Origin of the sequence: Pseudomonas sp. CCI1.1 (assembly GCF_034348165.1) — a bacterium.
GTDB classification, from domain to species: Bacteria; Pseudomonadota; Gammaproteobacteria; order Pseudomonadales; family Pseudomonadaceae; genus Aquipseudomonas; species Aquipseudomonas paracarnis.
The window spans coordinates 2,570,960-2,592,444 of the sequence record NZ_CP133780.1 but is presented as its reverse complement, the minus strand read 5'-3'; the positions used below and the strand labels follow the sequence as shown (position 1 = coordinate 2,592,444).

General features: G+C 61.2%; 22 protein-coding genes. 6 read left to right on the top strand and 16 right to left on the bottom strand.

Annotation, left to right across the window (positions count from 1 at the left end; all coding sequences use genetic code 11):
- Window positions 1-66 precede the first annotated feature (66 nt).
- The 3 genes from RHM69_RS11550 (at window position 67) to RHM69_RS11540 (ending at window position 2,808) form a co-directional block, all read left to right on the top strand.
- Entirely contained in the window at window positions 67-840 is a 774-nt protein-coding gene (locus tag RHM69_RS11550) for an N-acetylmuramoyl-L-alanine amidase (protein WP_058410217.1), read from the top strand.
- A 260-nt stretch (window positions 841-1,100) separates the two neighbouring features.
- A complete protein-coding gene (locus RHM69_RS11545; RefSeq protein WP_058410218.1) occupies window positions 1,101-2,501 on the top strand; it encodes an aspartate aminotransferase family protein in 1,401 nt (466 codons plus the stop codon).
- Between the two features lie 82 nt (window positions 2,502-2,583).
- A complete protein-coding gene (locus RHM69_RS11540) occupies window positions 2,584-2,808 on the top strand; it encodes an MbtH family protein (RefSeq protein ID WP_003192847.1) in 225 nt (74 codons plus the stop codon).
- Between the two features lie 51 nt (window positions 2,809-2,859).
- Here RHM69_RS11540 and RHM69_RS11535 read toward each other — a convergent pair whose 3' ends face one another.
- The 8 genes from RHM69_RS11535 to minC all read right to left on the bottom strand — a co-directional run bounded on the left by RHM69_RS11535 (window position 2,860) and on the right by minC (window position 11,063).
- Window positions 2,860-4,206 (bottom strand): amidohydrolase, encoded by a 1,347-nt coding sequence (locus tag RHM69_RS11535; RefSeq protein ID WP_198833574.1) that lies wholly within the window; start codon window positions 4,204-4,206, stop codon window positions 2,860-2,862.
- Window positions 4,207-4,222: 16 nt separating this feature from the next.
- Complete coding sequence (locus RHM69_RS11530) at window positions 4,223-6,388, bottom strand: mechanosensitive ion channel family protein (RefSeq protein WP_200600103.1); 2,166 nt, start codon at window positions 6,386-6,388, stop codon at window positions 4,223-4,225.
- A 72-nt stretch (window positions 6,389-6,460) separates the two neighbouring features.
- Window positions 6,461-6,637: a hypothetical protein gene (locus RHM69_RS11525; RefSeq protein WP_164545339.1), complete on the bottom strand. Its 177-nt coding sequence runs from the start codon at window positions 6,635-6,637 to the stop codon at window positions 6,461-6,463.
- Window positions 6,638-6,828: 191 nt separating this feature from the next.
- Entirely contained in the window at window positions 6,829-8,118 is a 1,290-nt protein-coding gene (locus RHM69_RS11520; protein WP_014719300.1) for a M18 family aminopeptidase, read from the bottom strand.
- 195 nt (window positions 8,119-8,313) lie between these two features.
- Window positions 8,314-8,949 (bottom strand): RluA family pseudouridine synthase, encoded by a 636-nt coding sequence (locus RHM69_RS11515; RefSeq protein WP_003192838.1) that lies wholly within the window; start codon window positions 8,947-8,949, stop codon window positions 8,314-8,316.
- Between the two features lie 106 nt (window positions 8,950-9,055).
- Window positions 9,056-9,310 (bottom strand): cell division topological specificity factor MinE, encoded by a 255-nt coding sequence (gene minE / locus RHM69_RS11510; protein WP_003175252.1) that lies wholly within the window; start codon window positions 9,308-9,310, stop codon window positions 9,056-9,058.
- A 3-nt stretch (window positions 9,311-9,313) separates the two neighbouring features.
- The gene (minD, locus tag RHM69_RS11505; RefSeq protein ID WP_003192835.1) at window positions 9,314-10,126 is read right to left on the bottom strand and encodes a septum site-determining protein MinD; all 813 of its coding nucleotides are present in this window, start codon (window positions 10,124-10,126) and stop codon (window positions 9,314-9,316) included.
- 199 nt (window positions 10,127-10,325) lie between these two features.
- On the bottom strand, window positions 10,326-11,063 hold the full coding sequence (minC, locus tag RHM69_RS11500; protein ID WP_106111475.1) for a septum site-determining protein MinC: 738 nt from the start codon (window positions 11,061-11,063) through the stop codon (window positions 10,326-10,328).
- 119 nt (window positions 11,064-11,182) lie between these two features.
- Between minC and RHM69_RS11495 the strand changes: the two genes are divergently transcribed.
- Both RHM69_RS11495 and RHM69_RS11490 read left to right on the top strand, forming a co-directional pair.
- Window positions 11,183-12,118 (top strand): lipid A biosynthesis lauroyl acyltransferase, encoded by a 936-nt coding sequence (locus RHM69_RS11495; RefSeq protein WP_200600101.1) that lies wholly within the window; start codon window positions 11,183-11,185, stop codon window positions 12,116-12,118.
- A 30-nt stretch (window positions 12,119-12,148) separates the two neighbouring features.
- The gene (locus RHM69_RS11490) at window positions 12,149-13,297 is read left to right on the top strand and encodes a patatin-like phospholipase family protein (protein WP_073845512.1); all 1,149 of its coding nucleotides are present in this window, start codon (window positions 12,149-12,151) and stop codon (window positions 13,295-13,297) included.
- Between the two features lie 108 nt (window positions 13,298-13,405).
- Here RHM69_RS11490 and RHM69_RS11485 read toward each other — a convergent pair whose 3' ends face one another.
- The 8 genes from RHM69_RS11485 to puuE all read right to left on the bottom strand — a co-directional run bounded on the left by RHM69_RS11485 (window position 13,406) and on the right by puuE (window position 20,616).
- Window positions 13,406-14,191: an outer membrane protein OmpK gene (locus RHM69_RS11485; RefSeq protein WP_003192827.1), complete on the bottom strand. Its 786-nt coding sequence runs from the start codon at window positions 14,189-14,191 to the stop codon at window positions 13,406-13,408.
- Between the two features lie 23 nt (window positions 14,192-14,214).
- A complete protein-coding gene (locus RHM69_RS11480) occupies window positions 14,215-14,583 on the bottom strand; it encodes a hypothetical protein (RefSeq protein WP_130175205.1) in 369 nt (122 codons plus the stop codon).
- A gap of 44 nt (window positions 14,584-14,627) precedes the next feature.
- Complete coding sequence (locus tag RHM69_RS11475) at window positions 14,628-15,971, bottom strand: nucleobase:cation symporter-2 family protein (protein WP_014719296.1); 1,344 nt, start codon at window positions 15,969-15,971, stop codon at window positions 14,628-14,630.
- Window positions 15,972-16,166: 195 nt separating this feature from the next.
- Window positions 16,167-17,450: a urate hydroxylase PuuD gene (locus tag RHM69_RS11470; protein ID WP_003192825.1), complete on the bottom strand. Its 1,284-nt coding sequence runs from the start codon at window positions 17,448-17,450 to the stop codon at window positions 16,167-16,169.
- A gap of 51 nt (window positions 17,451-17,501) precedes the next feature.
- Entirely contained in the window at window positions 17,502-18,005 is a 504-nt protein-coding gene (locus tag RHM69_RS11465; RefSeq protein ID WP_014719295.1) for an ureidoglycolate lyase, read from the bottom strand.
- A gap of 135 nt (window positions 18,006-18,140) precedes the next feature.
- Window positions 18,141-19,136, bottom strand: coding sequence for an allantoicase (gene alc / locus RHM69_RS11460; RefSeq protein WP_014719294.1), 996 nt, complete (start codon window positions 19,134-19,136; stop codon window positions 18,141-18,143).
- 41 nt (window positions 19,137-19,177) lie between these two features.
- Window positions 19,178-19,693, bottom strand: a complete 516-nt coding sequence (uraD, locus tag RHM69_RS11455; protein ID WP_057011741.1) for a 2-oxo-4-hydroxy-4-carboxy-5-ureidoimidazoline decarboxylase — start codon at window positions 19,691-19,693, stop codon at window positions 19,178-19,180.
- Window positions 19,690-20,616, bottom strand: coding sequence for an allantoinase PuuE (puuE, locus tag RHM69_RS11450; protein WP_014719292.1), 927 nt, complete (start codon window positions 20,614-20,616; stop codon window positions 19,690-19,692). The genes uraD and puuE overlap by 4 nt, the downstream gene beginning before the upstream one ends.
- A 441-nt stretch (window positions 20,617-21,057) precedes the next feature.
- On the opposite strand from puuE, the gene uraH reads away from it, so the two are divergent.
- Entirely contained in the window at window positions 21,058-21,411 is a 354-nt protein-coding gene (uraH, locus tag RHM69_RS11445; RefSeq protein WP_014719291.1) for a hydroxyisourate hydrolase, read from the top strand.
- Window positions 21,412-21,485: the final 74 nt, after the last annotated feature.

Below are 21,485 nucleotides of genomic sequence, written 5' to 3'. Positions count from 1 at the left end.
TGGCGGTAATTTTTTTGTGCTTGAACGGGCCGAATGAGTCGGCCTGAATTGAAAAGGACTGTTCTTATGTTGGTGATCGACACCAGTTTCCCTGCCAGGGATTTCAACGACCGCCGCGGCGAATCCGTGCAGCAGGTGATTGTGCACTACACCGCAGCGCCCTTTGCTTCATCGCTACGCACCCTCACTCAAGAGGGCGTCAGCGCCCACTACCTGCTGCCCGACCCCGATGAGCCCAGCTACTGTGCTGCCGGTTATGAAGAGCTGCGCGTGTTTCGCCTGGTGGACGAGTGCCAGCGCGCCTGGCACGCCGGCGTGAGTTATTGGGCGGGGAAGGCGGATCTCAACAGCCGCTCGGTGGGCATTGAAATCGTCAACCTGGCGCGAGATGACGCGGGCGTCTTTACCTTTGCGCAATACGCACCCGCGCAGATTGACCTACTGATTGCATTGCTTCGCGACCTGCTGGAGCGCTATCCGCAGGTCGGCCCTACTGACTGGCTCGGGCATTCGGACGTGGCCTACTGGCGCAAGAGCGATCCGGGGCCTCGGCTGCCCTGGCGTCTGCTGCATGAAGCCGGCATTGGGGCTTGGTTTGATGAGCAGACGCGGGCGATGTACCAGCGCCGCTTTTGTGTCGGCTTGCCGCCGGAGGTCGAGGTGGAGAGGGCGTTTCAGCGTTATGGGTATAAGGCTGCGCAGAATCGCCGGGCCTTTGAGCAGCGCACCCGGGCGTTCCAGATGCACTTTCGGCCACGGGATTATTGTGGATTCCTGGATGCAGAGACGTGCGCGATTCTTTATGCGCTGAATGAAAAATACCGCGGGCTTCGGAGCTGAGCGCTGTTCAAATGTGGGAGCTGGCTTGCCTGCGAAAGCGGTAGTGCAGTAACCGATGCAGCGACTGACACACTGCCTTCGCGAGCAAGCCCGCTCCCACATTTTAATCTCCCCACAATCGGTAAATATCCGACCAACTTCCTAAATCCCCGTGCACCTGAAGCGTCTCCACAACAGGAAATCCGTGCGCATGCCCTTGGGCCAGACGCCAACGGATCGGCAGTTTGGTCACGATCAACAGCGTATTGAGGGATCCAGAGATGTCAGTCGCTACCAGCCGTATCGAAGACGCCCCGGTGCAGGCCGCGGAAACGCTCTATCAGTTTGACGAAAGTCCGCTGCTGGCCCGCCAGCGCCAGCAGGAATCCAACGCCCGCAGCTACCCTCGGCGCATCCCCTTGGCGCTCAAGCGCGCCAAGGGGATCTACGTGGAGGACGTCGAGGGGCGTCGGTTCATCGATTGCCTGGCCGGCGCCGGAACCCTGGCGCTGGGGCATAACCACCCGGTGGTGATCCAGGCCATCCAGCAAGTGCTGAGCGACGAACTGCCCCTGCACACCCTGGACCTGACCACGCCGGTCAAGGATCAATTCGTGCAGGACCTGTTCGGTTTGCTGCCTTCGGAGCTGGCGCGAGAAGCGAAAATCCAGTTCTGCGGCCCCACCGGCACCGATGCGGTGGAAGCCGCGTTGAAGCTGGTGCGCACCGCCACCGGGCGCAGCACCGTGCTGTCGTTCCAGGGCGGCTATCACGGCATGAGCCAGGGCGCGCTGAGTTTGATGGGCAGCCTGGGACCCAAGAAACCCTTGGGCGCCTTGCTCGGCAATGGCGTGCAGTTCCTGCCATTCCCGTATGACTACCGTTGCCCGTTCGGGCTGGGTGGCGCCGAAGGTGTGCGGGTCAACCTGCATTATCTGGAGAATCTGCTCAACGATCCGGAAGCCGGCGTGTTGCTGCCAGCGGCGGTGATTGTCGAAGTGGTCCAGGGCGAGGGTGGCGTGATCCCGGCGGACCTCGACTGGCTGCGTGGCCTGCGCCGTATCACCGCGCAAGCGGGGGTGGCGCTGATCGTCGATGAAATCCAGAGTGGTTTTGGGCGTACCGGCAAAATGTTTGCCTTCGAACACGCGGGCATCATCCCGGACGTGGTGGTCATGTCCAAGGCGATTGGCGGCAGCCTGCCCCTGGCGGTGGTGGTGTATCGCGACTGGCTCGACACCTGGCTGCCGGGCGCCCATGCCGGGACCTTCCGTGGCAACCAGATGGCGATGGCGGCAGGCTCGGCGGTGATGCGCTACCTCAAGGATCACGACCTGGCAGGCCATGCGGCGACCATGGGCGAGCGCCTGGGCGAACACCTGCGCATCCTGCAGCGCGACTTCCCGCACCTGGGGGATATCCGTGGGCGTGGGCTGATGCTGGGGGTGGAGCTGGTAGACCCGACTGGCACGCCTGATAGTCAGGGCCACCCACCGGTGCATCGCCAGTTGGCGCCGCTGGTGCAGCGCGAATGCCTCAGGCGCGGGCTGATCCTGGAACTGGGCGGGCGCCATGGCAGTGTGGTGCGTTTTCTGCCACCGCTGGTGATCACCCCTGGCGAAGTCGACCAGGTGGCCGAGATTTTCGGGCGCGCCTTGGCGGCGGCCGTGGCCAGCGTCTAATTTTCCAGGCCCTTGGTACGTTTCTACAGATATCAGTGCTGCGCGTGGTGCGCAGCCAGCCTTTGAGCGACGGAGAACAGCAATGACCTCAGTATTTGACCGCGACGACATCCTCTTTCAGGTAGTGGTCAACCATGAAGAACAGTATTCGATCTGGCCCGACTACAAGGCCGTGCCGGAAGGCTGGCGCACCGTGGGCAAGAGCGGCATGAAGAAAGAATGCCTGGCCTACATCGAGGAAGTGTGGACCGATATGCGCCCGCTGAGCCTGCGCCAGAAAATGGACGGCGCGGCCCTCGCCAACTGATTCACCTGGGTTCAAATGTGGGAGGGGGCAAGCCCCCTCCCACATCAAGCATTACGGTGATGTGTGGGTGTAGAGGTAATCCGTCGCCAACGACGCCAGTGTCCTCACGCCCACCACCAACGCCGACTCATCCACAAAGAACCCAGGGTTGTGATTCGGCGCCGCCTTGCTCATGTCCTGGTCCCTTGGGGTCACCCCCAGGAAGACAAACAGCCCCGGCGCCTCCTTGGCATAGAACGAGAAGTCTTCGGCGCCACCCACCAACGGGCCTTGCACCACATCATCCTGAGCCGCCCAGCGCAGGCTCGGCAGCATTTTCTCGGTCAGCGCCGGATTGTTGATGGTGGGGTCGTACTTCTCGATGATCGTCACTTCGGCCTTGGCGCCACCGCTTTCGGCGATTTTCTCTACGGTCTGGCGCACATCCCCATGCAGCTTCTGGCGAATGCCGTAGTCATAGGAGCGAATGGTGCCGCTCATGTCCACCGACTCGGGGATGATGTTATAGCGGGTGCCACCGTTGATGGTGCCGATGCTCACCACAGAGGGGAATGACGAAATATCGGTACGGCGGCTGACTACGGTCTGCAAGCCGACAATGGTTTGCGCGCCGACGGTGATCGGGTCGATACCGTCCCAGGGGCGGCCGGCGTGGGTCTGTTTGCCGAGGATCCTGATGCGCAGGTCATCGGAACTGGCCAGGGTCGGGCCAGGGCGATAGGCGATTTGCCCGGCAGGCACACCGGCCCATACGTGCAGGCCAAACACCGCGTCAGGCTTGGGCGCTTTCATTACGCCTTCCTGCACCATCATCTTCGCGCCCCAGGTGTTCTTGCCGTCGGGGATAAAATCGCTGGGGCCTTCTTCGGCCGGTTGGAAATAAAACACCACGGTGCCGGGCAGCCGCTCGCGCATCCCGGTAAGAATCTTCGCAGTGCTCAGCAGGATAGCGGTATGGGCGTCGTGGCCGCAGGCGTGCATCACGTCGACTTCTTTGCCCAGGTAGGTGCCCTTGGCTTTGGAGGCGAAGGGCAGGTCGGCGACTTCCTTGACCGGCAGCGCATCCATGTCGGCGCGCAGAGCCACGGTCGGGCCGGGCAGGGCACCTTTCAAGATGGCGACGACGCCAGTGCGGGCCACCCCGGTCTTTACTTCAAGGCCGAGTTCGCGCAACTGTTTGGCGACCAACTCGGCGGTGCGGGTTTCGGTATTGCCCAGTTCCGGATGGGCGTGGATATCGCGGCGGGTTTCCAACAGGCTGGGTTCGAGGATTTTTGCCTGGGCGGCAATGGTTTCCCGGGCACTGTCCTGGCCGCTGCTGGCGGCGATCACTGCACTGCTCGCGACCGCGCCGAGCAGACCCAAAACCCATTGGTGTGTCAGACCGTTCATTCGCATACCAACCTCTCCTTGCCTATTGTTGTGGATCTTTCTCCTGCACGCTCCCGGCAGTCTGCACCTGCACGCTCAAGCGCGGTGTCGCCAGGTCAAGCCCGGCTTCATCCAGGTGCCGCTTGAGCGACAGGTTGAATGCCCGCGACACTTCCCACTGCTTGATCGGCGCGGTCTTGAAGCGTGCGCGCAGGATCGCGCTGCCGGACTCGAAGCTTTCCACGCCCTGGATCTCCAGCGGCGACCAGATATTGCGGCGTTGCAGCGGGTCGTTGCGCATGGCATGGCCGACCTCGCGCATCAGTTTGATCGCGTCGTCGATTTCCATGTTGTAAGGGATCGCCACCCGGAAGATGGCGTAGCCGAACTCGCGGGAGTAGTTCTTGATGCTCTTGATTTCGCTGAACGGGATGGTGTGCACGATGCCGTCGATATCGCGCAGGCGCACGGTACGGATGGTCAGGCCCTCTACGGTACCGAGGTGGCCGCCGACGTCCACGTAGTCGTCGATGGCCAGGGAGTCTTCGATGATGATGAACAACCCGGTGATCAAGTCGGCTACCAGCGATTGCGCACCAAAACCGATGGCGATACCGATCACGCCCGCACCGGCCAGCAGTGGCGTAACGTTCATGCCCATGTTCGCCAGCGCCACGATGGCGGCGATGATGAAGATGGTCACGAACAGCACGTTGCGGATCAGCGGCATCATGGTTTGCGCGCGGGCGTTGGCCAGGCCTTTGCGCGAGCGGGTCAGGGCGTGGTGAATCGCGGTGTCGCTGAGGATCCAGATCAGCCAGGCGAACAGCAACGTGCCCCCGAGGCCGAACAGCTTCACGGCTATTTCATGGCCTTCACCTTCGGTAAAGCGAATCATCGACAGGCCCCAGACCCGCAGCCCCAGTTCGATAAATACCAGCCACACCACCAGGTGCACCAGGGTGTAGACAAAGCCTTTGAGGCGTTCGGAGTACAGCGCATGGCGCTTGTGCCCGCGGTGCGGCTTGAGGGCGTGGCGGCGCACCAGGCCGTTGATCACCATGCACAACACCAGCAACACCGTGCACAGCAGCGACTGGCGCAGGGCGGTGCTGGTGTCGCCGGCCGACAGGAAGGTGGCGAACAGTGAGATGCCCACCAGCAGAAGAGCCGGGATGTACCAGAAGGTGCCGATGATCGACAGGGTATCGGTGAGCGCTCGGCGGTTGAGGCGGCGCGACAGCGGTTGGTTGCGGATCAGGTGCGCAATCGGACGGCGGAACCGCAGGATAAACACCCCGGTGGACAACGCCGCCATGACATTGGCCACGGTCGCGGCGGTGTGGGCCAGATGCTGGCCGAGCGCGGCAACCAGGCGCGGGTCGCTCAAGGCTTCACCGAAGGCGGCAAAGCTGCCGATCCACCACAGCGGGCGGAACGCCTGATGGCGCAGGATATACAGGGCGCGGTGGCGGTGCGGGCCGTCGAGTACGGAGAAGGCAATCACGCAGATGGCCGAGAAACAGGTGCCGACCACCAAGGCATAGGCCAGCACCATGGCCAGGGATTTGCCCAGGGAGGAAGGCAGGGCGTAGCTCAGGTACACCGTGATCACCAGGGCGATCAACCAGGGGCCCAGCTTGCGCAGGGCAAAGCGCAGCATGTCCCAAGTGCGCGGGTGCTGCGGCAGCTCTTCGGGCAGGCCGAAACGCTCGCGCACCCGATGGCTGAGCCAGATCAGCGCAGCGGCCAGCAGGCTCCACACAGCCAGGATCACAGCAAAACCGAAGATGATCGGCAGCCATTCGCTGGCCGGCAACATCAGGGCGGCGAGTTCATCCTTGGCCAGGTCGACTTCATTGGACCAGCGCCCCAACGGGCTGTCGGCGCCGGAAAACTGCTGCTCGAAGCCCGACAGCGTACTGCCGATCAACCCGAGTACGCCGAGTTCGGCGGCAGGCTGGGCCTTTTGCGTGGCGGCGCGCAGCTTCTTCAGGTCGCTGAGCAACTGGGTGCGTTGCTGGTCGTTTTCCAGGGTCTTGATCACGTCGTCCAGCGACTGCCCCAAGGGCACTTCGGCCTGGGGTTGGGTCTTGCTGGAGCCGCCCAGCATCCCGGGCAAGCCCACGGCTTGGGCGGGCATCACTGGCAGCAGCGTGAGCAGGGCGATCAGCAGGTAGCAGGGCAGGGCAAACAGACGGGAAAGCACGAGGCGGTCAACCTTGAAAACGACGAATTGACCGAGTGTACGAGGCCGCTATGCCCAATGCGAGCGCATTTGTCACTGCGCCAGTTTGGCGAGGATCTTGTAGAGCACGGTGCCGAGGATCAACAGCATGCCGATCCACATGCCAAACACGCCCAGAGGCTTGTCGCGAAAGTTGAAGCCGACCGCGAGCATGATCATGCCGATCAGGATGGGGATCAGCATGGCGTGGAATGAGGACATTGAGATCATGGCGAGGGGCGGCCTTGTCGGACTGGAAGTTCTGACAAGTCTAGGCCGGATTGGCAGAAGTGCAGTTGATGTGAGTCAGATAGCCTTATATCTGTTTGGAAACCCATCGCGGGCAAGCCCGCTCCCACACTGAAATGCATTCACAGATCAAATGTGGGAGCGGGCTTGCCCGCGATGGGCGTGCTTCGGTCTCAGGGTAAATCGCGGCTGGCGTAGAACGCCCCCAGCACCTTGACCAGATGCGCCAGGTCATGGCTGCCGCACAGCTCGCGGATCGAGTGCATGGCAAAGGTCGGCAAGCCGATGTCCACGGTGCGCACGCCCAGGTGGCTGGCAGTGATGGGGCCGATGGTCGAACCACAGCCCATGTCGCTGCGCACCACGAAGCTTTGCACCGGCACTTCCTGGGCCATGCACAGGTGGCGGAAGAACCCGGCGGTTTCGCTGTTGGTGGCGTAGCGCTGGTTGCTGTTGACCTTGATCACCGGGCCGGCGTTGAGTTTCGGGCCGTGGTTGGCGTCGTGTTTGTCGGCGTAGTTGGGGTGCACGCCGTGGGCGTTGTCTGCCGACACCAGCAGGGATTTCTGAATGGTGCGTACGAATTCTTCACCTTCGGGCAGCAGGCGACGCAGGGTCTGTTCCAGCATCGGGCCATCGGCACCGCAGGCCGAGCAGGAGCCGACTTCTTCGTGGTCGTTGCACACCAGCACGCAGGTTTCATCGGTGTCGCTGGAGAGCAAGGCTTGCAAGCCGGCGTAGCACGACAGCAGGTTGTCCAGGCGTGCACCGGCAATGAAGTCGCCATTGAGGCCGATCACGGCAGCACTTTGGGTGTCGTAGAAACTCAGCTCGTAGTCGAGCACCACATCGGCATTCAACCCATGCTCGCGGGCCAACTGTTCGGTGAGCACGGCGCGAAAGTCCACGCGTTCGTCACCGGCAAACTGCGCCAGGATCGGCGGCAGCTCGGTCTGGGCATTGATCGCCCAGCCCTGGTTGGCTTCACGGTTGAGGTGAATGGCCAGGTTGGGAATGATAGCGATCGGCAGCTTGAAGTCGATCAGTTGGCTCTCGACCTTGCCATCGCGGCGGAAGGTGACACGCCCGGCCAGGGACAGGTCGCGGTCGAACCAGGGCGCCAGCAGCGCGCCGCCGTAGACTTCCACACCCAGTTGCCAGAAGCCGTGGCGTTGCAGTTCCGGCTGGGGCTTGACCCGCAGGCATGGGCTGTCGGTGTGGGCGCCGACCATGCGGATACCGTCCTGCAGCGGCGATTGGCGGCCGAGCTTGAAGGCGATGATCGAGGAATCGTTGCGGGTCACGTAGTAGCGACCGTTGGCCTCGGTGGCCCAGGTGTCGCGCTCGTCGAGACGCTGGTAGCCGGCGGCTTCCAGGCGCTGGGCCAGGGCGGCAGTGGCATGAAAAGGAGTAGGGGAGGCCTTGAGGAAGTCGATCAGGCCTTGATTCAACGCTTCGCGCATAAATAGCTCCAGACAGCAGTGGCGAGAGTTTACCGTATTGGCCAGATATTTGGAGTGAGCGTGCATGGCCGAGAACCACATCAAACCCTGTGGGAGCTGGCTTGCCTGCGATAGCGGTCTTTCTGTGCCAGATGTATTGGCTGGCACGCCGATATCGCAGGCAAGCCAGCTCCCACATTTGATCGCATCAGCCCTTCAAAAAGGCGCAGGGCACTCGAAGCGCAGGCGCTCGCCGCTTTGCGGATGGGTGAAGCTGAGCATGCTTGCATGCAGGCACAGGCGCGGCCAGGCGGCCAGGGCTTGTTCATGGGCGTACAGACCATCGCCCAGCAACGGATGCCCGATGGACAACATATGCACGCGCAACTGGTGCGAGCGCCCGGTGATGGGTGTCAGCTCTACGCGGCACCAGTCGCCGCAACGCTCCAGGACTTTCCAGAAGGTCAGTGCATGTTTGCCGAACTCATGGTCGACCACATGGCGGGGCTTGGTCGGCGGGTCGTAGCGCAGGGGCAGGTCAATGCTGCCGCTGTCCAGTGCCGGTTGGCCCCAGGCCAGGGCGGTGTAGGCCTTTTCGGTCTCGCGGTCGTGAAACTGGCGGGACAGTTCGCGGTGGGTGTCGGCGTCCCGGGCCAGCAGGATGATCCCCGACGTTTCCCAGTCCAGGCGATGGACGATGCGGGCTTCGGGGTAGCCGTTTTCCTGCAGGCGAGTGATCAGGCAGTCCTTGTTGTCGTCGGCGCGGCCAGGCACCGAGAGCAGCAGGGTCGGCTTGTTCACCACCAGGACAGCGTCGTCCTGATGCAGGATGTGGATATTGGACAGCGGCATTAAACAGCCTCGTAACAAACGCCAACGGCGGCTCCACTGACGGCCCCCTCACCCTGTAGGAGCGAGGGGGCCGTCAGTGGAGCCGCCGTGGCGACCGCCCGTTCGATCAACGATCGGGCAGGGTGATATTGAGTTCCAGAATCGAGCAGCTGCCGTCATTTTCCAGGGCGACATGCACGTCATCGTTGCCGATATTGACGTACTTGCGGATCACCTCGACCAGTTCCTTCTGCAAGGCTGGCAGGTAGTCCGGGGTGCTGCGTTGGCCGCGTTCGTGCGCCACGATGATCTGTAGACGCTCTTTCGCGACCGATGCGGTACTGGGTTTTTTGTTGGCGCGAAAGAAGTCGAGAAATTTCATTGTTTAGTTGCCTCCAAAGATACGCTCGAAGAATCCCTTCTTCTTGACATCGAGGAAGCGGTGTTCCACGGTCTTGCCCAGCAAGCGATCGACGGCATCGCTGTACGCCTGGCCGGCGTCGCTCTGGTCGTCGAGAATCACCGGTACGCCCTGGTTGGATGCCTTCAGCACGGCCTGGGATTCCGGAATCACGCCCAGCAGGGTCACGGCGAGGATTTCCTTCACGTCTTCAACACCGAGCATTTCGCCGTTGTTGACGCGCTCCGGGTTGTAGCGGGTGAGCAGCAGGTGCTCCTTGATCGGGTCCTGGCCTTCTTCGGCGCGCTTGGACTTGCTGGCCAACAGGCCGAGCATGCGGTCCGAGTCACGTACCGAGGAGACTTCCGGGTTGGTCACCACGATGGCTTCGTCGGCGAAGTACATCGCCAGGTGAGCACCGGTTTCGATACCAGCCGGGGAATCGCAGACCACGTATTCGAAGGTTTCCTTGAGCTCGGCGAGCACTTTGCCGACGCCCTCTTTGGTCAGCGCGTCTTTGTCACGGGTCTGGCTGGCAGCCAGCACGTACAGGTTCTCAAGGCGCTTGTCCTTGATCAGGGCCTGTTGCAGGTTGGCTTCGCCGTTCACCACGTTGACGAAGTCATACACCACGCGACGCTCGCAGCCCATGATCAGGTCAAGGTTACGCAGACCGACGTCGAAGTCGACGATGACTGTCTTGTGGCCGCGCAGAGCGAGGCCGGTACCGATAGCGGCGCTGGTGGTGGTCTTACCCACACCACCCTTGCCGGATGTAACCACGAGAATCTTGGCCAAGGTGTTTCACCCCTAAGGAAAAAGGACTTTCGGTCCCTGAAAAACATCTCTTGGAACTCGCCGCAGGCGGACAGCCTTTGCAGGAAAAAGACGGGGTTTCCATGGGGAAACACCAACTTCCAAAAAGTCCTACACAAGTCTTGCCGGTTTCGCTTTGCTATCAGAGTCTAGAGATGCTTGGAAAATGCGGCAGTATCCGTTAAAGACGGATGATGTTCAACACATCGCCCGACAGGTTGACCTGTACCGAAGCGCCCCACAGTGGATCGCGGCGCAAATCTTCGGAAACCTTGTACTGACCCGCGATGGAAACCAGCTCAGCGGTCAACTGCTGGCAAAAAATACGCGCCTTGGTATCACCCTTGATGCCGGCCAGGGCGCGTCCGCGCATCGGGCCGTATACATGGATGTTGCCATCGGCAAGAAGTTCCGCCCCCGGGCTGACCGAGGAGACCACCACAAGGTCGCCGCCTTGGGCGTAAATCTGCTGCCCGCCGCGTACCGGCGAAGTGATGATCTTTGTAGGCTTGATCGCAGGCTCCGGTGGTTTTTCCGGTTTTTTCTTTTCTTCGCCGACCAATGGTTCCAGAGGGCGCTCACGGGCGCCCGACGGTGGCAGTACTGGCAGTTCAATGGCGATGGCGGCGGCAATGTCTTCGATGCGGCTGGCGCGAATCGCCAGGGTGCGCAGGCCATGGGAGCGGCATACGCGCATCAGGCCGGGCAAATCAATCACGCCCTGGCCGGCCGGCAGCTTGTCCAGCGCCAGCACCAGCGGGGCGTTGTTGAAAAAGTTTGGCGCCAGGGCGACCTTGGCGGCCAGTTGGCGGTCCAGGGCGTCGAGGTCATTGCGGGCCAGTTCCAGCACGGTAATGGCGAGCATGCTGCCTTTTAGCTGGAACACGGGATCTTGGTCTAGCGGTTCGGTTTGGCTCATGGTCGGCGAAAGCGGCTTGTCACGAAAAGTGTCGAGACTTATAACGAGAACACTCACTCGCCGCAAGCCGAGTCGAACCGTTGTAGAATGCGCGGCCCTTGTCTTTACCGGAATCTGTAATGGATCGCCCGCGTTTTCGAGCTGTATTTCTTCACCCGCGTTTTTGGCTGCTATGGCTGGGGCTCGGCCTGCTGTGGCTGGTCACTCAATTGCCGTATCGGGCGCTGTTGACCATTGGTCGCTTGCTGGGCGCGGGCATGTACCGCGTGGCGGGCGATCGTCGCCGTATTGCGGCGCGCAACCTTGAGCTGTGCTTCCCGGAAAAATCCGCCAAGGAACGTAAACGCCTGCTCAAGGAAAACTTCGCTTCCACCGGCATCGCCTTCTTTGAAATGGCCATGAGCTGGTGGTGGCCCAAGCCGCGCCTGGCGCGCCTGGCCCATGTCGAAGGGTTGGAGCGCCTCACGCAGGCGCAGTTGGACGGCAAGGGCGTGATCCTCATGGCGCTGCACTTCACCACCCTGGAAATCGGCGCGGCGCTGCTGGGGCAGAAGCACACCATTGACGGCATGTACCGCGAACACGGCAACCCGCTGTTCGACTTTATCCAGCGCCGTGGTCGTGAACGCCACAACCTCGATTCCCTGGCCGTGGAGCGTGACGACGTGCGCGGCATGCTCAAGCTGCTGCGCGCCGGCCGGGCCATCTGGTACGCGCCAGACCAGGACTACGGCGCCAAGCAAAGCATCTTCGTGCCGTTGTTTGGCATCCAGGCTGCTACCGTCACCGCCACCAGCAAGTTCGCACGCCTGGGCAAGGCGCTGGTGGTGCCGTTTACCCAGGAGCGCCTGGCTGACGGTAGCGGGTACCGCCTGGTGATCCATGCGCCGCTGACCGACTTCCCGGGTGAAACCGACGAAATCGACTGCCTGCGCATCAACCAGTGGGTCGAAGCCTCGGTACGCGCATGCCCCGAGCAATACCTGTGGACCCACCGCCGCTTCAAGAGCCGACCGCCGGGTGAGCCCAAGTTGTACGAAAAGCGCCGTCGATAAGCCCAACCCTTTCTCACATGGAGTGACGCAATGCGCCCAGCTGAACCGGTCACAGGCTTGATTCTTTCCGGCGGCGGGGCGCGAGCGGCGTATCAGGTGGGGGTGCTGGCGGCGGTTGCCGAATTGCTGCCTGCGGGGGCAGCGAATCCTTTTCCGGTGATTGTCGGCACCTCGGCTGGTGCGATCAATGCGGTGAGCCTGGCCAGCGGCGCCAGTGATTTTTCGGCAGCCATCCAACGGCTGACGGCCTTCTGGCAGGGCTTTCGCAGCCATCAGGTGCTGCGCAGTGACTGGCCGGGGGTGATGCGCCAGGCCAGTCGTTTCCTGATCCATAGCCTGTTGGGCCTGGGTAGCCAGGTGCCGGTGGCGTTGCTCAACAGTTCGCCACTGCGCGACTTGTTACAAGAGCGCTTGAACCTGGACGGCATCGACGAGGCTATCCGCCGCAAGCACTTGCAGGCTGTGGCGGTGACGGCCTTTGGCTATGAGTCCGGGCAAGCGGTGACCTTCTATCAGGGCGGCGGCACCATCGATGCCTGGTTGCGTCATCGGCGCATTGGGGTACCGACCCAACTGACGGTAGAGCACCTGCTGGCCAGTTCGGCGATCCCGCTGCTGTTTGCCCCGGTCAAGCTCGGTCAGGAGTATTTCGGCGACGGTGCGGTGCGCCAGTCCGCGCCCATCAGCCCGGCCTTGCACCTGGGCGCCAGTCGCGTGTTGGTGGTGGGGGTAAGCGGCAACCCACGGGGCAATGAACCTTCGGTGCAACGCACCTACACCGGCCAGCAACCAACCCTGGCGCAAATCGGTGGGCATATGCTCAACAGCACGTTCATTGACAGCCTGGAAAGCGATATCGAGCTGCTGGAGCGCTTGAATCAGTTCAGCCGTGTGGTGCCTGTGGATGCGGCGGTGCAGGGCCTGGCACCGGTAGAGGTGCTGGTGATTGCCCCCAGCCAGCCCATCGATGAAATCGCCGCACGACATCGCCAGGAGTTGCCGGCGGCGTTGCGTGTGTTTTTGCGCGGGCCGGGGGCGACCAAGACCAGCGGGGCAGGGGTGTTGAGTTATCTGTTGTTCGAGGCGGGGTATTGCAGCGAGTTGATCGAACTGGGGCGCAAGGATGCGCTGGCCAAGCGCGAAGAAATCACTCGTTTCCTCGGCCTGACGCCAAACTGAATGTGGGAGCTGGCTTGCCTGGGATAGCGGTATGCCAGCCAACACTGCTGGCACAGACACATCGCGATCGCAGGCAAGCCAGCTCCCACAGGGAACCGCGATCAACCTTTAGAAGTGGTACTTGACCAGGAAGCTTGCCGTGTCCTGGGTTGTCTTGAAGGCGCCGCTGTCTTCAATCCCGTACTTGTTCTTCCAGTAGTCGTATTCAAAACCCACATACAACTGCTTGTCGCCCCAATGCAGCGCCTTGCCCAAGTCGTATTTGACCTGCGGGTTGAAGTGCAGGTTGGCGTGATAAGTGCCGCGGGCGTTCTTGTCGTTATCCACCACCCAGTCCATGAAACCGTCGATCAGCACGTCGGAATTACCCACGGGAATGGTGTACGACCAGACCGGAGTGATCTGCCACACGCCGTCACCCGGGCGATTGCCCTCGGTCTGGCGCTGGTAGAAGTTCAACTGGAAGTAGTCGAAACCGGGGATGTTCAAGTCGAACGCCGGACCCAGCAGGTAGGACTCGTTATCGCCCTCGCCGAACTCATAGGTGAAGGCCAGCAGCACGTCCTTGATCGGGCCGAACGACAGGTCCTTGTCCAGGATCTTGCCGAACGACAAACGCGGGCTGAACTCGCCGTAGTAAGTATTCGGGCCGACATTGCCGTCTTCCTTGCCGTTGTAAAAGATACGGTCGAGGAAGAAGAAGTTGTCGCCGTACTTCCATGCGTCGGCATGTTCGAAGGTGACGGTTTGCTGGATCTGCGGGTTGACGGTAAAGCTCTTGCCCCACAGATAAGTCAGGCTGTTGTTTTGCCACTGCAACAAGTCACCGGCTACGGCCTGGCCACCGGCCAACAGTGATCCAGCCAGCATCAGGCCTTTGAACATAGGTTTCATTCGGTTGCTCCCGAGTTAAAATTTTATGGTTTTTCTTCTACGCAGGCGCTCTGGTGTGGCGCCTTTTGGTTCGCTGCAAAAATCGTCTGTTCGGTCAGCTTTGATGCTTTTAGCAAGAGCTGCGCCAAGGTGTTGAAAAAGCCAAAAAATCCCCGTCGGCTGCAGCGGATGCAGTCGAATTCAGGGGACTTTTGTGCACTTTGGCAGCAAACATCAGGCCGGGATAAGTTGGCCTTGAGGTCAGCTTTTACATTCGCTGTTTTTTTTTGAGTCGATTCGAGCGGGCGCGGAGAATACTGGCTCCCAGGCCTGGGCTCAAGTGCGCTGTAACAGAGCGCGAGGGGCAAGAATGGGGCGCGGCGTGTGGCCGGCCCCATGTCAAGGTTGTGCATGTGGGGGTTCCCTGTTTGTTGTTATTTTTGTACTAACAAAGGAATCAATGCGTATGTGCGACTTCGGGGCGCTCAGCGCCGCCGAGAATGTTGAACAGGATGTTGAGCGACAGCGCGCTGAGGGTGGCCATGGCGATGCCGCTGTGGGTAATCGGGCTCATCCACAACGGCAGTTGTGCGAAGAACTCCGGGCGTACCACGGGGATCAGGCCCATGCCGATACTCACCGCCACCAGCAACTGGTTACGGCGGTCGGCGATGTCGGCTTCCTGCAGAATCTTGATCCCGGTTGCCGCCACCATCCCGAACATCGCAATCGCCGCGCCGCCGAGTACCGCAGGTGGAATTGAAGCCACCAGATAGGCCGCCTTGGGCAACAGGCTGAGCACGATTAAGAACGCGCCGGCCATGAGCGTGACCGAGCGGCAGCGCACGCCGGTCATCTGCACCAGGCCGATATTCTGCGCGAAGGAGGAGTGGGTAAAGGTGTTGAAGAAGCCGGCAAAGAACGACGCGCCGGCATCACACAACAGGCCGCGTCGCAGCATCTTCGGCGTGACCTCCTGGCCGGTGATCTTGCCCAGGGCGAGGAACATGCCGGTGGACTCGACAAAAATGATCACCACCACCAGGCACATCGACAGGATCGGTGCCAACTCGAACGTGGGCATGCCAAAGTGCAACGGCGTCACCACCTGCACCCACGGCGCCTGGGCCAGGCCACTGAGGTCGACCATGCCGATCACACCACACAGGGCGTAACCCAGGCCCATGCCGATCAGCACCGAGATGTTCACCCAGAAGCCGCGCATGAAGCGGTTGATCAGCAAGATAGTGCCCAGCACCAGGGCGGCAATCGCCAGGTAGACCGGCGAGCCAAACGTGGCGGCGGCGCTGCCCCCGCCGGCCCAGTTCACCGCCACGGGAAACAGCGAAAGGCCGATGGCGGTGATCACCGTGCCGGTCACCAGCGGCGGGAAAAAGCGCACTACCTTGGACATGAACGGTGCGATAAGCATGCCGAAGAACCCGGCGGCGATGGTCGCGCCGAAGATGCCCTGCAAACCGATGCCGGGCATGCCGGCCATGGCGACCATGCTGCCCACGGCGGCGAAACTGGCGCCCATCATCACCGGCATGCGGATGCCCATGGGGCCGATGCCGAACGACTGCACCATGGTGGCGATACCAGCCACCAGCAGGTCGGCGTTGATCAGAAAGGCGATTTCTTCACGGCTCAAGCCGGCGGCCTGGCCAATGATCAGGGGCACGGCGACGGCACCGCCGTACATCAGCAAGACGTGTTGCAGGCCTACCAGGATCAATTGCAAGAGGGGCAGCCGCACCATGGCGGGCGCGGCAGGAGTCTGCGTTTCTAACTGGGACATGCAACACCTCGAATCTTTTTATTTTTGTGTTGTTTGGCATTCAATTGCCGGATGAAACTTAATCTTCAAACCATCACTGATCTCCCTTGTGGGAGCTGGCTTGCCTGCGATGGCGGTGTGTCAGTCACCGAAAATGTTGGTGATCTGCCGCTATCGCAGGCAAGCCAGCTCCCACATTGGTCCTGTGTGAAACAGTCAGTTGGTGCGGGCCCCCTGATTGATCCAGGTGCCAATCAAATCCCTTTCCTGCTGGGTCATCTGGGTAATGTTGCCCAGCGGCATGATCTGGCTGGCCACGGCCTGCGCTTGAATGCGCGCCGCCTGCTGCTGGATCTGTGCCGGTGTGTCGAACATCACCCCAGCCGGAGCGGTGCTGAACAGCGGGCTGGTGGGCTTGGCCGAGTGGCACACGGTGCAGCGTTGCTCGATCACATGGTGCACCTGGCCGAAGTCCGTGGTGGCCTGGGCCGGTGCCGGTTCAGCGGCGGGTGCGGCAGGCGCGGCCGGTTTCAAGCCACCGCCCAAGGCGGTTTCCGGCAGGGGTTGGTATTCGATGGCCGCCGGTGCCTTGGCAATCGGTTCAGCCGGTTTTGGCCCGGTCACGTAGGCCAGGCTGATCATCGCCAAGGCGCCTACGGGCAAGGTCCACGCATACTTCTGGCTGTCATGCCGGGTGTTGAAGTAATGGCGCACCAGCACCGCTGCCACCGCGATACCGGCCAGGATCAGCCAGTTGTATTGGCTGCCATAGGTGCTCGGGAAGTGGTTGCTGATCATGATGAACAGCACCGGCAAGGTGAAGTAGTTGTTATGCCGTGAGCGCAGCAAACCCTTGGCCGGCAGCGCCGGGTCCGGTGTGCGGTTCTCGGCGATGGCCGCCACCAGCGCACGCTGGGCGGGCATGATGATGCGGAACACGTTACCGACCATGATCGTGCCGATCACCGCGCCCACATGCAGGTAGGCGCCACGGCCGCTGAACACCTTGCTGAAGCCGTAGGCCGCCGCAATCAACAGCACAAACAGGATCAAGCCGAGCAGGGCAGGGCGTTTGCCCAGGGCCGAATCGCACAGGAAGGAGTAGATAAACCAGCCGGCGAACAGTGAACCGATGCCCAGCAATACGCCTTCGGTGCCGCTGAGGCTGCTGCCGGGGGCGAGCAAGTACAGCGTCGGGTTGAGGTAGAACACCACGCACAGCAGCGCGACGCCTGACATCCAGGTGAAATAGGCTTCCCATTTGAACCAGTGCAGGTTGTCCGGCATGGTCGGCGGGGCCAGTTTGTATTTTTCCAGGTGGTAGATACCGCCACCGTGGATCGCCCACAAGTCACCGGCCAGGCCGTTCTTGGGGTTGACGCGATTAAGGTTGTTTTCCAGCCAGACGAAGTAGAAAGAAGCGCCGATCCAGGCGACGCCAGTGATCATGTGAACCCAGCGCACGCTCAGGTTCAGCCATTCCAACAGATGTGCTTCCACAGTCTTTACCTCTCGCCTGTCACCCTTGTTGTCGGGTGATCAGACCTTCTCTTATTGGTGGGGGGCGAGGATCAAACGCTCATCCTCTTTGAAAAAATGCTCATCGCAGTTATTGCCTGTGCCACTGCGATCAACCACCAGGAAGTCATCCCGCTTTTCGATCGTCAGCACCGGGTGGTGCCAGACGCCGCGATGGTAATTAATGCCCTGCCTGCCGTTGGTGACGAAGGCGCGGACCAAGCCCGATACAGGTTCATCGCCAAGTGGCGCGACCACGATCAGAAAGGGGTTGCCGAGCAGCGGAATGAAAGCCTGGCTGCCCAGCGGGTGTCTCTCCAGCATGCACACGGTCAGCGGCATGTCCTGCGCGTCGGCGCGGAAGATGCTGATGATGGCGTGGTCTTCCGGCTTCGCGGTGTCGACCGTGGCCAGTTTGTGAAAGCGCATGGTCGACCCGTTGTTGATCATGAAGTGATCGCTGCCATCGGTTTCGATAACGTCTCCGAAAGGGGCGAAGGCTTCTTTGGTCAGGGGTTCGATCATCAGTGTGCGCATGGCTGTCTTCTTATCTTGTCTATAGATCGTTCCCACGCTCTGCGTGGCAACGCTGCCCTGGACGCTCTGCGTCCGCTGTGTGACGCGGAGCGTCACGGGATGCGTCCCCACGCAGAGCGTGGGGACGATCGGGTGTTATTTCGAGACTTTGCCCAGGACACGCAGGCGACTCACACCACCATCCGGGAACACATTCAGGCGGATGTGGGTAATCGGCCCCAGCGCCTTGATCTGCTCGGCGAAGGTGTGTTCGGCGTGCATTTCCAGCTTCTGCGCCGGCAGCAGTTCGCGCCAGAACAGCGACTGGGTTTCGATCTGGCTGTCGGTGCCGCCTTTCACGAAAGCGCCCTGGATCGAGCAGGTATCCGGGTAGTTGCCCTTGAAGTGCAGGGTGTCGACCACGATTTTCTCGATCTCGCCCGGGTGGCCCAAGGCGACGATCACCCAGTCATTGCCCGGTGTACGACGACGCGCGGTTTCCCAGCCATCGCCCATGTTGATGCCGCGGCCCGGGTTGAGGATGTTGCTCATGCGGCCGAAGTGTTCATCGGAGCAGGCCAGGGCACGACCGCCATTGAGCGCGGCAGCCAGGTCGACCTGTTCGTTGTCGCCCACCGAAGACCAGTCGCGGAACGGCACGCCGTACACACGCAGACGGGCCACGCCGCCATCCGGGTAGATGTTGAAGCGCAGGTGGCTGAACGCCTGGTCGTTGTTGATCTCGTGGTAGTGGTGGCTGTTGCCTTGCAGCTCGACGGCTGACAGCACTTCCACCCACTGGGTGTTGGCATCCGGCTCGCCCGAGGCCAGGAAGCAGGCTTCCAGGGAAGCCGACGGCGGGAAGTTGCCGGTGAAGAATGAAGTGTCGATGTCCACGCCTTTGATCGAACCCGGCACGCCCAGGCGGATCACCGCACTGTCGTAGCCTTCGAAGCGCTTGCGGCGTGACTCCCAGCCGTCCATCCACTTGCCGTTGTCATCGAAAACGCCCTCCTTCCACACGGCCGGGGTCGGCTGGAACAGGCGGTTGGCGTCAGCGAACCAGTCATCGGTCACCGAGATGATCTTGGTGCCCAGGCGGGCGTCGGCCAGGTTGACGAACTTTTCGAAAGGTACGGCGTAAGCTTTCATTCTTCTTGTCTGCCTTAGATAGAGTGGCTGGGGATGGACTGCTAGAGGGTCAGTAAACGGAACAACGCGATCTTGTTGATCTCGTCCAGCGCGCACTTGAACTCGGTGTCTACCGAATTGTGGATGCGCGTTTCGAACGCGGCGAGGATCTGATGCCGGTTGCTGCCTTTTACCGCCATGATGAAGGGAAACTTGAACTTGGCTTTGTAGGCCTCATTCAGCTCGGTGAAGCGAGAAAACTCTTCGGCCGTGCATTGGTGAATACCCGCGCCCGCTTGTTCATCGGTGCTGGCTTGGGTCAGTTGGCCCTGGACGGCAGCTTTTCCGGCCAGGTCCGGGTGAGCATTGATCAGCGCCAGTTGCGAGGCGTGATCAGCACTCAACAGGATATCGCTCATGCGCTGGTGCAGGGTTTCGATCTGGTCGATCGACGCGTCCTGGCCCAGGTCGAAGGCCTTTTCGGCCACCCATGGCGAGTGTTCGTAGATATCGGCAAAGGCCTGGACGAAGGCGTCGCGGCTCAAGGTCGAGGGTTTCAGGGTCTGGAACGCAGTCATTTCGCCGCTCCCGGGAAAGGGTGGGTTTGGTGCCAGTGACGGGCGATGTCCACGCGGCGGGTGAACCACACCTGGTCATGGCCTTTGACGTATTCAATGAAGCGCTTGAGCGAGGCCAGGCGTGCCGGGCGGCCGATCAGGCGGCAATGCAGGCCGATGGACAGCATCTTTGGCGCTTCGGCACCTTCGGCATACAGCACGTCGAAGGCGTCCTTGAGGTATTCGAAAAAGTCGTCGCCCTTGTTGAAGCCCTGCACCTGGGTGAAGCGCATGTCGTTGGTGTCCAGGGTATAGGGGATCACCAGGTGCGGCTTGCCGTTGGGGGTGTTGGGTTCCCAGTAGGGCAGGTCGTCGTCGTAGGTGTCGCAGTCGTACAGAAAGCCACCTTCCTCCATCACCAGCCGACGGGTGTTGGGGCCGGTGCGGCCGGTGTACCAGCCCAGTGGGCGTTCACCGGTGAGTTCGGTGAGGATGCGGATGGCTTCGAGCATGTGCTCGCGCTCCTGAGCCTCGTCCATGTACTGGTAGTCGATCCAGCGGTAGCCGTGGCTGCAAATCTCGTGGCCGGCGGCGACCATGGCGCGGATCACGTCCGGATGCCGCTGGGCGGCCATGGCCACGGCGAAGATGGTCAGCGGGATGTCGAACTCTTTGAACAACTTGAGGATGCGCCACACACCGGCACGGCTGCCGTACTCATACAGCGACTCCATGCTCATGTTGCGCTCGCCTTGCAGCGGTTGGGCCGAGACCATTTCCGAAAGGAAGGCTTCGGACTCTTTGTCGCCATGCAGGATATTGCGCTCGCCGCCTTCTTCGTAGTTGAGTACGAACGACAGCGCAATGCGTGCCTTGCCCGGCCAGTGGGGGTGAGGAGGGTTACTGCCGTAACCGATCAGGTCGCGTGGGTAGTCAGCGCTCACTGCAGTCTTCCTTCTTGTTCGTGGTAGCAGGTGTGTGTGGCGTCCGGGCAGTGGAATGACTGAGTGGCGTCACAGCGATGAGTGATTGTATACAACTTATCGCGAACTTTGTAAGCCTGCATTTCTGCATTTTTTCTGAACGGGCTCTCTACGGGTCTCTGCAAGAAACTTGCCTGAATGGTCAGATTAAAATGAAAAAGCCCACTGTAGGAGCGAGCTTGCTCGCGAAAAACCCGAGCGCGCCACTTTTCATCCTGGAAGCCCGCGTCATCGTTGACGTTTTTCGCGAGCAAGCTCGCTCCTACAGGGGATTGGAAGGCTGTGGAATTTATTGTGTACAATTTTTATAAAAAGTGTCTTAATCAGTCATCGCCGGCTTTTTCAACGCTCTGAAAAGGTGCGGGTTTCTCAATCACTGACTTCCGGAGGCGCATAGAAGCCATGGGACGTTTGACCACACACGTTTTGGACGCTGCACACGGCTGCCCTGGCAGCGCAATCAAGGTTGAGCTCTACCGTGTCGAAGGCACGCAGCTTGAGCTCGTCGCTACCGCCACTACCAACGGAGACGGTCGTTGCGACGCGCCGCTGCTGCAAGGCGACGACTACCGCAGCGGCGTGTACCAACTGCAGTTCAGCGCCGGTGATTACTACCGTGCCCGCGGTGTGCAATTGCCTGAACCTGCCTTCCTCGACGTGGTGGTGTTGCGCTTTGGTATCAGTGCCGAGCAAGACCACTACCACGTGCCTCTGCTGATTTCGCCTTACAGCTACTCCACTTATCGCGGTAGCTGAGTCGTCACCTCGCTTCACACCCCCAAATGCTCTTCGTTGGTTTCGCCCGCGCACACTGCGGGCTTTTTTTCGCT